The organism is Streptomyces sp. NPDC001222 (genome assembly GCF_042896945.1).
GTDB classification, from domain to species: Bacteria; Actinomycetota; Actinomycetes; order Streptomycetales; family Streptomycetaceae; genus Streptomyces; species Streptomyces gibsoniae.
Genome location: NZ_JBIAXT010000010.1, coordinates 30,252 through 43,818, shown reverse-complemented (window position 1 = coordinate 43,818; position 13,567 = coordinate 30,252). Strand labels below are relative to the sequence as shown.

Genomic DNA, 13,567 nt, shown 5'->3' with positions numbered 1-13,567 from the left:
CGAGGTGACCGGGGGAGACCGAGCGCCGACGGCCGCCGGGCTGCGAGACTGGAGGCGCACACCCACCCTGGACACAGGGCTCCCGCCCGCACACCGACAAGGACCGCAGAGATGACCCGCGTGATCGCCGGCCGGGCCGGCGGACGCCGACTGGCCGTCCCGCCGGGCAACGGCACCCGCCCCACCTCCGACCGGGCACGCGAGGGCCTCTTCTCCACCTGGCAGTCCCTCCTCGGCGGCCCCCTGGAGGGTGAGCGGGTCCTCGACCTGTACGCCGGCTCGGGCGCCGTCGGACTGGAGGCCCTGTCCCGTGGCGCGGGGCACACCCTCCTCGTGGAGGCCGACGCCCGCGCCGCCCGCATCGTCCGCGAGAACGTCAGGGCCCTCGGCCTGCCCGGCGCCGAGGTCCGGGCGGGCAAAGCGGAACAGATCATCCGCACCCCGGCACCTGAGCAGCCGTACGACCTCGTCTTCCTGGACCCGCCGTACGCGGTCTCCGACGACGATCTTCGCGAGATTCTCCTCACACTCCGCACGGAGGGCTGGCTCGCGGCCGAGGCTCTCGTCACCGTGGAGCGCAGCACCAGAGGCGGAGAGTTCAGGTGGCCGGACGGCTTCGAGGCGATCAGGGCCCGTCGTTACGGGGAAGGGACGTTTTGGTACGGTCGCGCCGCCTCTACGTGCGAAGACGCACGATGACCGGACCGGAGAGCGAGGGAACACAAGTGCGCCGCGCCGTCTGTCCCGGGTCGTTCGACCCGATCACCAATGGACACCTCGACATCATCGCCCGCGCCTCCAAGCTGTACGACGAGGTCTACGTCGCGGTGATGATCAACCAGTCCAAGAAGGGCCTCTTCGAGATCGACGAGCGGATCGAGCTGATCCGCGAGGTCACCGCCGAGTTCGGCAACGTCGTGGTGGAGTCCTTCCACGGCCTCCTCGTCGACTTCTGCAAGCAGCGCGACATCCCCGCCATCGTCAAGGGCCTGCGAGCGGTCAGCGACTTCGACTACGAGCTGCAGATGGCCCAGATGAACAACGGCCTCACCGGTGTGGAGACCCTCTTCGTCCCCACCAACCCCACCTACAGCTTCCTGTCCTCCTCGCTCGTCAAGGAGGTCGCGGCCTGGGGCGGAGACGTCTCCCACCTGGTGCCGCCGGTCGTCCTGGACGCCCTGGGCGAGCGCCTCGGCAAGGGCTGAGCCGACCCGCGGCGCACCTCCCGTTTCCTGACGGCACGTCAGCCGGTGTCGGCCGGGACGGAAGTGGCCGTACAGTCGACCCGTCCGTCTCCAATACAGCTGTAGAGAGTGGCGAGCACACGGTGGACGTGCAGAAGAAGCTCGACGAGATCGTCTCGATGGTCTCCGGCGCCCGGTCCATGCCCATGTCGGCCTCGTGCGTGGTCAACCGCGCCGAGCTGCTCTCGATGCTCGAAGAGGTGCGCGCGGCCCTGCCCGACTCCCTGGCCCAGGCCCAGGAGGTGATCGGCGACCAGGCGCAGATGGTCGAGCGGGCCCGCCAGGAGGCCGAGCGGATCATCGAGAGCGCGCACGCCGAGCGCGGCTCCCTGATCTCCGGCACGGAGGTCGCCCGCCGTTCCCAGGACGAGGCCGACCGCATCCTCGCCGAGGCCCGCCAGGAGGCCGAGGAGGTCCGCGCCGAGGCCGACGACTACGTCGACTCCAAGCTCGCCAACTTCGAGGTCGTCCTCACCAAGACCCTCGGTTCGGTCGGCCGCGGCCGCGAGAAGCTCCTCGGCACCGGTCCCGGCCTCGACGAGCAGGGCTACGAGGACGAGGACGCCCCCGAGCGCAGCCACGACCCCGAGACCCTGCGCCGGGACGCCGACGCGTACGTGGACACCAAGCTCGGCGCCTTCGAGGCCGTGCTCGCCAAGACCCTGGAGGCCGTCGGCAAGGGCCGGCAGAAGCTGCACGGCCGGATCGCCACCGACGACCTCGGCGCCCTCGCCGAGGACTCAACGACGGTCCAGCACTCCAGCGACGCCGACTACCTCGCCGACCTCGCGGCCCTCACCGACACCCCGGCCCAGGCCCCCGTCGCGCCCGCCCAGACCCCCGTGATCCCGGCCCAGCAGAACCAGCCCGCCTACGCGCAGCAGCAGGATCCGTACGGGTACGCGCAGCCCGACCAGTACGGCTACCAGCAGACCTACGCGCAGCAGGACGCCTACGGCTACCAGCAGGCGGACCCGTACGCCGCCTACCCCCAGGCACAGGCGTACGACCAGCAGTCGGCGTACGATCAAGGCCAGGGGCACGGTTACCCGCAGGGCAACACCCTCGACGAGACCAGCCTCTTCGACACCAGCATGATCAGCGCCGAGCAGCTCCGGGCCTACGAACAGGGGCGCGGCGGTCACTGAACGTGCCGGACGCGCGGGTTCCCAGGCGTCCGGGTGCACCGGATTGGGCCATGAGGGAAAGGTCCAGTATCCTGGCTCTTCGGTCGCGCGTACCCTTCGCGATCCACGCTGCCCGGAACATCACGGAACAGCGTCCCCCGAGCTTCGAGACCGAAAGCAGGAATGGCTCTGAACGCCCGCCTCGACCACCGCAACCCCCTCGTGTTCGACACGCACGAGCTGGGGCGGCGTCCTGGTGCGCTGCAGCGCCTGACCCGCACGATCGACGCCCCCAGGGACTTCGGTATCCAGGGGGTCATCGGAGTACCGGAAGGCGCCCCGGTGGAGCTCGACCTCCGGCTCGAGTCGGTCATGGAAGGGGTGCTCGTCACAGGCACCGCCCGTGCATCGGCCGAGGGGGAGTGCGTAAGGTGTCTGGAGCCGCTGGAGCTGGAGCTCGAAGCGGACTTCCAGGAGCTGTTCTCGTACCCTGACGCCGACGACCGGGGCCGCGTGATCGCGGAGCCGGGCGACGACGCCGAGGACGACGAGGACAGGTTCTTCCTCGAGGACGGACTCTTCGACCTCGAACCTCTGCTGCGCGATGCGGTGGTGCTCGCACTGCCGATGCAGCCGGTGTGCCAGGAAGACTGTGCGGGTCTGTGCTCCGAGTGCGGAGCACGGCTCATGGACGACCCGGACCACCACCACGACGCCGTCGACATCCGTTGGGCGGCACTGCAGGGACTCGCCGATTCAATCGAAGACGGCGATAAGGACGAGATGAGCGGCGCCGAAGCGGGCGTCGACGAGAAGCAGGAGAAGTAGCCGTGGCTGTTCCGAAGCGGAAGATGTCGCGCAGCAACACGCGCCACCGCCGGTCGCAGTGGAAGGCTGCGGTCCCCACCCTGGTTGCGTGCGAGCGCTGCCACGAGCCCAAGCAGCAGCACATCGCGTGCCCCTCGTGCGGCACCTACAACAAGCGCCAGGTCCTCGAGGTCTGATCGGCTGGTGAGAGGTCTGATGTCTGACGCCAAAAGCAGTCCCCGCCGCAGCGGGGGTGGTCCGGCGGACAACACAGCCTCGTCCCACACGCTTCTGGAAGGGCGGCTCGGCTACAAGGTCGAGTCCGCCCTTCTGGTGCGCGCGCTGACCCACCGCTCGTACGCATACGAGAACGGCGGTCTGCCGACGAACGAGCGTCTGGAGTTCCTCGGGGACTCCGTGCTCGGCCTCGTCGTCACGGACACGCTGTACCGCACCCACCCCGACCTGCCCGAAGGCCAGTTGGCCAAGCTGCGGGCCGCGGTGGTCAACTCGCGTGCGCTGGCGGAGGTGGGCCGCGGGCTCGATCTCGGCTCCTTCATCCGGCTCGGCCGGGGTGAGGAGGGCACGGGCGGCCGGGACAAGGCGTCCATCCTCGCCGACACCCTCGAAGCGGTGATCGGCGCTGTCTATCTCGACCAGGGGCTGGACTCGGCGGCGGAGCTGGTGCACCGCCTGTTCGACCCACTGATCGAAAAGTCCTCGAATCTCGGTGCCGGCCTGGACTGGAAGACCAGCCTCCAGGAGCTCACCGCGACCGAGGGGCTCGGTGTGCCCGAGTACCTGGTCACGGAGACCGGCCCGGACCACGAGAAGACCTTTACTGCTGCCGCCCGCGTCGGAGGCGTCTCGTACGGCACCGGCACCGGCCGCAGCAAGAAGGAGGCGGAGCAGCAGGCCGCGGAGTCGGCCTGGCGCTCCATCCGCGCCGCCGCGGACGAGCGAGCCAAGGCGGCGGCCGAGGCGGGGTCACCGGACGGGTCCGACGAATCCGTCACGGCCCCGTCGAGCGACACGGCCACGGCGTGAATCCTTCACCGAACCCCGCCCCGGCGTCACCGCCGCGGCGGGGTTCGTCTCTTCGGGGCGGTCCCGTCTCCTCGGGGGCTCTCGGGGCCGGTGGCCCGGGCCGGGCCCGCCGGTCGGTCCCGCGAGGTACGCTGCGGACGTCGCCCCCTGTTCCCTCCTGCTGAGGAGCTCCGTGCCCGAGTTGCCCGAGGTCGAGGTCGTGCGGCGCGGACTGGAGCGCTGGGTCGCCCACCGGACCGTTGCCGACGTGGAGGTGCTGCACCCGCGCGCCGTCCGGCGGCACACGGCGGGCGGAGAGGACTTCGCGCACCGCCTCAAGGGGCAGCTCCTCGGCACCCCGAGCCGCCGCGGGAAGTACCTCTGGATCCCGGTCGACACGACGGGCACGGCGATCCTCGCCCACCTCGGCATGAGCGGCCAGCTCCTCGTGCAGCCGTACGGCACCGACGACGAGAGGCATCTGCGCATCCGCCTCCGGTTCGACGACGGTCTCGGCACCGAGCTGCGCTTCGTCGACCAGCGCACCTTCGGCGGGCTCTCGCTGCACGACACCACCCCCGACGGGCTGCCCGACGTAATAGGGCACATCGCCCGCGACCCCCTGGACCCGCTCTTCGACGACGCCGCCTTCCATGACGCCCTGCGCCGCAAGCGCACCACCATCAAGCGGGCCCTGCTCGACCAGTCGCTGATCAGCGGCGTCGGCAACATCTACGCCGACGAGGCCCTGTGGCGCTCCGGCGTCCACTACGAGCGCCCCACGGCCCACTTCACCCGCCCGCGGACCGCCGAACTCCTCGGCCATGTACGGGACGTGATGAACGCCGCGCTCGCCGTCGGCGGCACCAGCTTCGACAGCCTGTACGTCAACGTCAACGGGGAGTCGGGCTACTTCGACCGGTCGCTCGACGCGTACGGCCGCGAGGGCCTGCCCTGCCGGCGCTGTGCGACGCCCGTGCGCCGCCGTCCCTGGATGAACCGGTCCAGCTACTTCTGCCCGAAGTGCCAGCGGGCGCCACGCACCGCGACGCCGCGCGTGATGCCGTAGAAGCACTCGTTCAAGCCCTCGGGAAGCGCTCCGAGTCACCGGAAAGCGCCCGCGGCGGCTTCAGTTCGCGCGGGCCTCGTCGCAGTGCCCGGGAGTCTCAGTCCGTGCGGGCCTCGTCGTAACGACGGCGGGCCTCCAGCACGTCGTCCATCCGGCCCTCCACGAAGTGGATGAGGCCGAGCAGCCGCTCGGCCACCTCGTGTCCCAGCGGGGTCAGCTCGTAGTCCACGCGCGGGGGGTTCGTCGGCTGGGCGTCACGATGCACCAGACCGTCGCGCTCCAGCGCGTGCAGAGTCTGGGACAGCATCTTCTCGCTCACCCCGTCGACCCGGCGGCGCAGCTCGTTGAAACGGAACGAACCTTCGTAGAGCGCGCCGAGGGTCAACGCCCCCCAGCGTCCCGTCACATGCTCCAGCGTGCCTCGCGACGGGCACGCCTTGGAGAACACGTCGTACGGGAGGTTCTCCTGCTGCGTGATGGTCATGGCCGAAGCGTACTCCAGTGCAGCGCTAACTTTCAGGTTGCGCTAACCAGAAGTTAGTGCTTTCCTATGGTCATCGCAGGGCCGAGAGACGCCGCTCCGCGCGTCCTTCGCCCCTCGTTCCCGTCCCCCTTGCGGACGCCCTTCCCTTCCCACGAGGAGTACCCACGTGACCACCGCTGTTGTCGCCATCGCCTACCACTCGGGCCACGGCCACACCGCCGTCCTCGCCGAGGCCGTGCGCGAAGGTGCCGCCGAGGCCGGAGCCCAGGTGCACCTGATCAAGGTCGACGAGATCACCGACGAGCAGTGGGCGACCCTCGACGGCTCCGACGCGATCGTCTTCGGCTCGCCGACCTACATGGGCACCGCGACCGCCGCCTTCCACGGCTTCGCCGAGGCCTCCTCCAAGCGCTGGTTCACGCAGGAGTGGAAGGACAAGCTGGCCGCCGGCTTCACCAACTCGGGGTCCAAGAGCGGCGACAAGCTGCACACCCTGCAGTTCTTCCAGATCCTGGCGGCGCAGCACGGCATGAACTGGATCAGCCTCGGACTGCACCCGGGCTGGAACAGCAGCACCGGCTCCGAGCACGACCTCAACCGCCTCGGCGTCTTCCTGGGCGCCGCCGCGCAGACCAACGTCGACGAGGGCCCCGAGGCCGTGCACAAGGCCGACGTCGAGACCGCCCGTCACCTCGGCCGCCGCGTGGCGGAGGCCGCCCGGCTCTTCGCACTGGGCCGCGCGGCCGCGTAGTCCCGGACACGACCGTGCCCCCGCCCGGAAGAGACCGGGCGGGGGCACGCGCGCAGGCGGGGGAGGCGTCAGTGACCGAAGGGCGCGGCGGTTTCCCCGACCTGTGGGGGCGCCGGGCTCTCCGCCGCGCCGACGGAAGGAGCCCACAAGTGACGCCGTACCGGCCTCATACGCTGCTTCTGGGTGCGGCGCTCTGCGTAGTCATCCCGTTCGTGAGCACACTGCCGGGCGGCTGACCGAGCCGTGAGTTCTCAGTGAGCGAAGTAGTGATCGGGTGCCTTCCTGATCTGCACGCCCTTCGGTGGCCGACCGCATGACCCGGGGGTCGGCGGTCGGCCGCTGTCGCCGTCTGTCACCACTGGCGACTCCCCGCTGTTCCCCGTTCGACGCCCTCGGATCGGGCACGCAGGGGGCACGGCCGATCAGCCGCTAGCTGCTGCCTTCAGTGTTCCGGGCCTGCTTTCCTGATCGGCGGTAGCGACGCCACTCGGGCGCAAGCTCACCGCACGCGGTTACCCAGGCGGCGAGGACGGCGCAAAAGACGAGGCCCTCGCGCTCTCCCGTCAGCCTGCCCACCAATCAGAGGGCCGCCGTCGTAATGAGCCAGGCCACGAGCAGGGGTCTCGCCTTCGGCCACCAGTGCCCATCCTTCACAGGCGGGACCGTATCAACGGCCCCTCCGTTCGTCCGACGACGGCGGGAGATCGGCTCCGAGACTTTGGGCGGGAGCTGCCACGGGGCGAGTGATCACGGCTTCGTAGGCTTCCGGCGAGTCGGGCAGTCTGTGGACCTGCGGCATGCACGCGCTGAGGCACTTCTATGCCTCGGTCCTCCTGGACGCGGGGGAGAGCATCAAGGCCCTGAGCGAGTACCTGGGGCACCACGACCCGGGCTGCACGCTGCGCACGTACACGCATGTGATGCCGTCGGGCGAGACTCGGACCCGGGCCGCCGTTGATCGCGTCTTGGAGGACGACGGGCCCGCGAATGACGGCCCCGAGACGGCTCAGGATGGCTCCTGGGCCTCTGACCTGCGACTGTTTCAGTAACCGAAGTCCTGCGTCCACCAGGGGCCGCCGGTGCCCAGGTGGACCCCGACGCCCAGCGTCCTGAAGTCGCAGTTCAGTATGTTCGCCCGGTGGCCGGGGCTGTTCATCCAGGCGTCCATCACGTCCTCGGCGGTGGTCTGGCCGCGCGCTATGTTCTCACCGCCCAGATCCGTTATGCCGAGCACGGCGGCCCGGTCCCACGGGTCCTTGCCCTCCGGGTCCGTGTGGTCGAAGAAGTTCCGCGTGGCCATGTCATCGCTGAACGCCTGCGCCAGCTTCGTCAGCTCGTTGCTCGCGGTCACCGGGGTGCAGCCCGCCTTGGCCCGCTCCTGGTTGACGAGGTCGAGCACCGCTGCCGCGGTGGAGGTCGCCGCGGACTTCTGCGGCGGAACATGGGTCTTGGGCTTCTTCTCGTGCTTCTTCGCGGGCGGAGCGGTCGTCGCCGTCTGCGTCGCGGCCGGGGACGGCGACTGTGACTGCGGCGGTTCCTGCGTCGGAGCGGTCGAGGACGCCGGGGCCGAGGGCGTCACGGTCGGCGAGGTGGCGCTCCCGCGCTCGTGGTCGCGGCTCGTGGAGGTCGAGCCGCGGCCGTCGGCCGTCCCGCTCGTGCCGCCCTGCTCATGGGCGTAGCCCGTCGGGCTGGTGCCCGAGGCCTGTACCTCGCCGGCGTCGCCGCTCACCGTGAAGCTCTTGCCGCCGGGCAGCACGCCTGTGGTGACCGCCACGGTGCCCAGCGCGACGGCGGCCGAGACCCCCAGCAGGCCGGTGCGCACCGGGGTGGGCGCCTTCTTCTTGCGGCGTGAGCGGGTCGCCTGCCGTTCGGCCTCCAGCACCTCGGCGAAGCCGTAGAGATTCTCAGGCCCGTAACGCTCCGTAGCGGGTTGGTGATTCTGTGTCACCCGAGTCGCGCGGCCGGTGGCGGCGCGTCCGGCGGCGGAGCGTCGGTGGCGTCCCATCTGCTGGCCTTCCTGGTCTTGCGGTCAGCGCTGTGAATCGAAACTCGCTCGATCGAGTGAGTTTCACGACAGATTCATATGAGGGGGGACGCTACAGCATGACGCGAGTGGAGGAAGTGCCCGGAGGGACATTGGCCGGTTAGCGTGCAGCCATGAACGACGATGCACGACTCGTCGCGTGGGTGCGCGGACGTGTCCAGGGTGTGGGTTTCCGCTGGTTCACCCGGGCCAAGGCGCTGGAGATCGGTGGTCTGCGGGGCTTCGCCGTCAACCTCGACGACGGACGGGTCCAGGTGGTCGCCGAGGGGACGCGGAGGGACTGCGAGGGGCTGCTGGACTGGCTCCGGGGCGACGACACACCCGGGAGGGTGGATGGCGTCACTGAGATTTGGGACACGCCCCGCGGCGGCTACGACGGCTTCGCGATCCGCTGAGTGCGGGGCGAAGGGCCCCCGGGCGGCAGTGGAGGGGTATGCCACCGGCGCCTGCCCGCAGCAGAAAGGCCCAGGTGGTTGCCAAGAAGCGCACTGCGTGGCAGGCTCCGGACCCAAGAATGATCGTCACACCCATCGAGCCCCGTAGGAGTCGCAGCGCCGCCCGTCGAAGGCCGCGCGCCCCCGGGACGCCCGCCATTGCGGGGTGTGATCGTGTTGACCGTCAAACTTTTTGGTGAGACGCTGAAAGCCCCGCGCACCTTAGCTGTTTGGCATGTGAGAACGGCGCAAGAACTGAAGATTGCCAAGCACCGCGGGTGCGAATCCCTCACGACCCACACCGCATCGGTCGGTCACTCAGTGTGGAGGACCATCCATCATGGCAAAGGCGCTTCTCGGTTACGTCGGCGGCTCCGACCCGCGACTCCTCGCCGAGATGCGACGGCTCCAGCAGCGCGTCCAGGAGCTCGAGTCCGAGCTCGTACGGATCCAGGCGGAGAACGACGCGCTGACGGCTGCCGCTTCTCACGACAGGATCATGGAGAGCATCGACGCACACCAGGCGGAGCCTGCGCTCACCTGATCACTGCATCGCTCCACAAGGCACAAGCAGTGGTTGGCTGCCCCTACCAAGGGTTGCCCGTATCAACCGCTCAGTTGTCAGAGTTTGCAAGGGACGCCTCGGCGTCCCTTCTTTCTTGCCCCGTGCACCCTTTCAGCCTCTTTAACGGATGGTGTGCCCTGCACGTTCAACTGTGAAACCGCAGGGGTGTCGGGGTTCATAGTGTGAGATACCGGCGGAAGGTAGAGTCCAGCGGCGTGCACCTCAAGGCCCTGACCCTCCGCGGGTTCAAGTCGTTCGCCTCCGCGACCACGCTCCGCTTCGAGCCGGGCATCACGTGCGTGGTGGGGCCGAACGGCTCGGGCAAGTCCAATGTGGTGGACGCGCTCAGCTGGGTCATGGGCGAGCAGGGCGCCAAGTCGCTGCGCGGCGGCAAGATGGAGGACGTCATCTTCGCCGGCACCACCGGGCGCCCGCCGCTCGGCCGGGCCGAGGTGTCCCTCACCATCGACAACTCCGACGGCGCACTCCCGATCGAGTACTCCGAGGTCACCATCACGCGGATCATGTTCCGCAACGGCGGCAGCGAGTACCAGATCAACGGCGACACCTGCCGCCTCCTCGACATCCAGGAGCTTCTCTCCGACTCCGGCATCGGCCGCGAGATGCATGTGATCGTCGGCCAGGGCCAGCTCGACTCGGTGCTGCACGCCGACCCCATGGGCCGCCGCGCCTTCATCGAGGAGGCCGCCGGCGTCCTCAAGCACCGCAAGCGCAAGGAGAAGGCGCTCAGAAAACTGGACGCCATGCAGGCGAACCTCGCCCGCGTCCAGGACCTGACCGACGAGCTGCGCCGCCAACTCAAGCCGCTGGGACGGCAGGCCGCGGTCGCCCGCCGGGCCGCCGTCATCCAGGCCGACCTGCGGGACGCCCGGCTGCGTCTGCTCGCCGACGATCTCGTACGGCTGCGGCAGGCACTGCAGACCGAGGTCGCGGACGAGGCCGCGCTCAAGGAACGCAAGGACGCCGCCGAGGCCGAACTGAAGAAGGCGCTCCAGCGCGAGGCGCTGCTGGAGGACGAGGTGCGCCGGCTGACGCCCCGTCTGGGGCGCGCCCAACAGACCTGGTACGAGCTCTCCCAACTTGCGGAGCGGGTGCGGGGCACGATCTCGCTGGCCGACGCCCGGGTCAAGAGCGCCACCTCCGCGCCCCCGGAGGAGCGGCGCGGACGCGACCCCGAGGACATGGAGCGGGAGGCCGCCCGCGTCCGCGAGCAGGAGGCCGAGCTGGAGGCCGCGCTGGAGGCGGCCGAGCGGGCGCTGGAGGACACCGTCGCGCACCGGGCCGAGCTGGAACGCGAACTGGCCCTGGAGGAAAGGCGGCTGAAGGACGCGGCGCGCGCCCTCGCCGACCGCCGCGAGAATCTGGCCCGGCTGAACGGGAAGGTGGGCGCGGCCCGTTCCCGGGCGGCCTCCGCACAGGCCGAGATCGATCGGCTCGCCGCGGCACGCGACGAGGCACAGGAGCGCGCGGTCGCCGCACAGGAGGAGTACGAGGCCCTCAAGGCCGAGGTGGACGGTCTGGACGCGGGCGACGCGGACCTGACCGAGCAGCACGAGACGGCGAAGCGGAGCCTGGCCGAGGCGGAGGCCGCTCTGTCGGCCGCACGGGAGGCGGCCAGCGCGGCCGAACGCAAGCGCGCGGCGGTCGCGGCCCGTCATGAGGCGCTCGCCCTGGGGCTGCGCCGCAAGGACGGCACGGGTGTCCTGCTCGGGGCCAAGGACCGCCTCTCCGGCCTCCTGGGCCCGGCGGCCGAGCTGCTGACGGTGACCTCCGGGCACGAGGTGGCGCTGGCGGCGGCCTTCGGTGCCGCCGCGGACGCGATCGCGGTGACGGACCCCTCCTCGGCGGCCGACGCGATCCGCCTGCTGCGCAAGCAGGACGCGGGACGGGCGGCCCTGGTGCTGGCCGGGCCGCCGAAGAAGCCGGCTCCCGAGGGGGCCGCCGATCCGGAGGGACGGGGCGGCCTGTGGCAGTCGCCTCCTGCCGGGCTCCCCTTCGCCGCCGAACTCGTCCGCGGTCCTGACACGCTGATGCCCGCCGTACGGCGGCTGCTGCACGGCATCGTCGTGGTCGGAACCCTGGAGGACGCCGAGGAGCTCGTCGAGGCGCGGCCCGACCTGACGGCCGTCACCGCCGAGGGCGATCTGCTCGGGGCGCACTTCGCGCACGGCGGGTCCGCCGGCGCGCCGAGCCTGCTGGAGGTGCAGGCCTCGGTCGACGAGGCCGCGGCCGAGCTGGAGGAACTCGCCGTCCGCTGCGAGGGGTTGGCCGAGGCACAGCAGCTGGCGGGGGAGCGCCGCAAGGAGCGCGCGGCCCTCGTGGAGGAACTGGGGGAGCGCCGACGGGCGGCCGAGCGGGAGAAGTCCGCGGTCGCCCAGCAGCTGGGACGGCTCGGCGGGCAGGCCCGGGCCGCCGCCGGGGAGGCCGAGCGCTCCACCGCCGCCGCGGCCCGTGCGCAGGAGGCGCTGGAGAAGGCGCTGCTGGAGGCCGAGGAACTCGCCGAGCGGCTCGCCGTCGCCGAGGAGATGCCGGTCGAGGAGGAGCCCGACACCTCCGTACGCGACCGGCTCGCCGCCGACGGGGCGAACGCGCGGCAGACCGAGATGGAGGCCCGGCTCCAGGTCCGTACCCACGAGGAGCGGGTCAAGGGGCTGGCCGGACGGGCCGACGCCCTCGATCGCGGCGCCCGCGCCGAACGCGAGGCACGCGCGCGTGCCGAGCAGCGGCGGGCCCGGCTGCGCCACGAGGCGGCCGTCGCCGAGGCGGTCGCCTCCGGTGCCCGGCAGCTCCTCACCCATGTCGAGGTGTCCCTGGGCCGGGCGGAGGCCGAACGCACCGCCGCCGAGGCCGCCAAGGCCCGCCGAGAGCAGGAGCTGACCGCCGCCCGCTCCGAGGGCCGCGACCTCAAGGCCGAGCTGGACAAGCTCACCGACTCCGTGCACCGCGGTGAGGTGCTCGGCGCCGAGAAGCGGATGCGTATCGAACAACTGGAGACCAAGGCGCTGGAGGAGCTCGGCGTCGAGCCGGCGGGACTGGTCGCCGAGTACGGCCCCGACCAGCCCGTACCGCCCTCGCCGCCCGCCGAGGGCGAGGAGCTGCCCGAGGACCCGGCGCACCCGCGCAACCAGCCGCGTCCGTTCGTGCGCGGCGAGCAGGAGAAGCGGCTCAAGGCGGCCGAGCGGGCCTACCAGCAGCTCGGCAAGGTGAACCCGCTCGCGCTGGAGGAGTTCGCGGCGCTCGAGGAGCGGCACAAGTTCCTCAGTGAGCAGCTGGAGGACCTGAAGAAGACGCGGGCCGACCTGCTGCAGGTGGTGAAGGAGGTCGACGAGCGCGTCGAACAGGTCTTCACGGAGGCGTACCGGGACACGGCCCGGGAGTTCGAGGGTGTCTTCAGCCGGCTGTTCCCCGGCGGTGACGGGCGGCTGGTGCTGACCGACCCGGCAAACATGCTCACCACGGGCGTCGACGTCGAGGCCCGGCCCCCGGGCAAGAAGGTCAAGCGGCTGTCCCTGCTCTCCGGCGGGGAGCGGTCGCTGACCGCCGTCGCGCTGCTCGTGTCCATCTTCAAGGCCCGGCCCAGCCCGTTCTACGTCATGGACGAGGTCGAGGCCGCCCTCGACGACACCAACCTCCAGCGGCTGATCCGCATCATGCAGGAGCTCCAGGAGGCCTCGCAGCTGATCGTGATCACGCACCAGAAGCGGACGATGGAGGTCGCCGACGCGCTGTACGGCGTCTCCATGCAGGGCGACGGTGTGTCGAAGGTCATCTCCCAGCGGCTGCGGTAGATCGATGGGGCCTACACCGGTCCTGACCTGCAGCTCCTCGAAAATTCAACTTCTGAACACAAGCTCCCCACACCTTGCGTCGCATGCGGCCAACATCGGCCTCTTGACTTCGAAACTTGAAGGCATAGTCTCTGCAACGTTGCTTTTACCTTCAGGTGTGAGCGGCGCTTATCCAATGCTCCCCGGGTACTTGGATGGCGACGCCAT

Annotated in this window: 13 protein-coding genes and 1 pseudogene; 12 read left to right on the top strand and 2 right to left on the bottom strand. The window is 70.5% G+C overall.

Going from position 1 to position 13,567, the window contains the following annotated elements; translation table 11 throughout:
* Positions 1-111 precede the first annotated feature (111 nt).
* From rsmD to mutM, 7 genes are all read left to right on the top strand, one after another.
* The gene (rsmD, locus tag ACFY2Z_RS16075) at positions 112-699 is read left to right on the top strand and encodes a 16S rRNA (guanine(966)-N(2))-methyltransferase RsmD (RefSeq protein ID WP_390744785.1); all 588 of its coding nucleotides are present in this window, start codon (positions 112-114) and stop codon (positions 697-699) included.
* A 26-nt stretch (positions 700-725) separates the two neighbouring features.
* Positions 726-1,205, top strand: a complete 480-nt coding sequence (coaD, locus tag ACFY2Z_RS16070; RefSeq protein ID WP_311695122.1) for a pantetheine-phosphate adenylyltransferase — start codon at positions 726-728, stop codon at positions 1,203-1,205.
* A 122-nt stretch (positions 1,206-1,327) separates the two neighbouring features.
* Positions 1,328-2,392, top strand: coding sequence for a cell division initiation protein (locus tag ACFY2Z_RS16065; protein WP_390744784.1), 1,065 nt, complete (start codon positions 1,328-1,330; stop codon positions 2,390-2,392).
* Between the two features lie 162 nt (positions 2,393-2,554).
* A complete protein-coding gene (locus tag ACFY2Z_RS16060) occupies positions 2,555-3,199 on the top strand; it encodes a YceD family protein (RefSeq protein ID WP_390744783.1) in 645 nt (214 codons plus the stop codon).
* Positions 3,200-3,201: 2 nt separating this feature from the next.
* Positions 3,202-3,375 (top strand): 50S ribosomal protein L32, encoded by a 174-nt coding sequence (gene rpmF / locus ACFY2Z_RS16055; RefSeq protein ID WP_003951102.1) that lies wholly within the window; start codon positions 3,202-3,204, stop codon positions 3,373-3,375.
* Positions 3,376-3,394: 19 nt separating this feature from the next.
* A complete protein-coding gene (gene rnc / locus ACFY2Z_RS16050; protein WP_311694975.1) occupies positions 3,395-4,225 on the top strand; it encodes a ribonuclease III in 831 nt (276 codons plus the stop codon).
* A 172-nt stretch (positions 4,226-4,397) separates the two neighbouring features.
* A complete protein-coding gene (gene mutM / locus ACFY2Z_RS16045) occupies positions 4,398-5,273 on the top strand; it encodes a bifunctional DNA-formamidopyrimidine glycosylase/DNA-(apurinic or apyrimidinic site) lyase (protein WP_390744782.1) in 876 nt (291 codons plus the stop codon).
* Positions 5,274-5,370: 97 nt separating this feature from the next.
* Here the strand turns inward: mutM and ACFY2Z_RS16040 are convergent, their stop codons facing one another.
* On the bottom strand, positions 5,371-5,757 hold the full coding sequence (locus tag ACFY2Z_RS16040) for a winged helix-turn-helix transcriptional regulator (protein WP_390744781.1): 387 nt from the start codon (positions 5,755-5,757) through the stop codon (positions 5,371-5,373).
* Positions 5,758-5,923: 166 nt separating this feature from the next.
* On the opposite strand from ACFY2Z_RS16040, the gene ACFY2Z_RS16035 reads away from it, so the two are divergent.
* Positions 5,924-6,508, top strand: coding sequence for a flavodoxin family protein (locus ACFY2Z_RS16035; protein WP_390744780.1), 585 nt, complete (start codon positions 5,924-5,926; stop codon positions 6,506-6,508).
* A 794-nt stretch (positions 6,509-7,302) separates the two neighbouring features.
* Positions 7,303-7,557: pseudogene (locus ACFY2Z_RS16030) on the top strand (tyrosine-type recombinase/integrase); the annotation flags it as partial.
* On the opposite strand, the gene ACFY2Z_RS16025 reads toward ACFY2Z_RS16030, so the two are convergent.
* Entirely contained in the window at positions 7,551-8,513 is a 963-nt protein-coding gene (locus tag ACFY2Z_RS16025; RefSeq protein WP_390744779.1) for a CAP domain-containing protein, read from the bottom strand. The pseudogene ACFY2Z_RS16030 and the gene ACFY2Z_RS16025 sit on opposite strands and share 7 nt — an antisense overlap.
* A gap of 152 nt (positions 8,514-8,665) precedes the next feature.
* Between ACFY2Z_RS16025 and ACFY2Z_RS16020 the strand changes: the two genes are divergently transcribed.
* The 3 genes from ACFY2Z_RS16020 to smc all read left to right on the top strand — a co-directional run bounded on the left by ACFY2Z_RS16020 (position 8,666) and on the right by smc (position 13,360).
* Complete coding sequence (locus ACFY2Z_RS16020) at positions 8,666-8,947, top strand: acylphosphatase (protein WP_390744778.1); 282 nt, start codon at positions 8,666-8,668, stop codon at positions 8,945-8,947.
* Between the two features lie 379 nt (positions 8,948-9,326).
* Positions 9,327-9,530, top strand: coding sequence for a hypothetical protein (locus ACFY2Z_RS16015; protein WP_043444185.1), 204 nt, complete (start codon positions 9,327-9,329; stop codon positions 9,528-9,530).
* A 236-nt stretch (positions 9,531-9,766) separates the two neighbouring features.
* Entirely contained in the window at positions 9,767-13,360 is a 3,594-nt protein-coding gene (smc, locus tag ACFY2Z_RS16010) for a chromosome segregation protein SMC (RefSeq protein WP_390744777.1), read from the top strand.
* Positions 13,361-13,567: the final 207 nt, after the last annotated feature.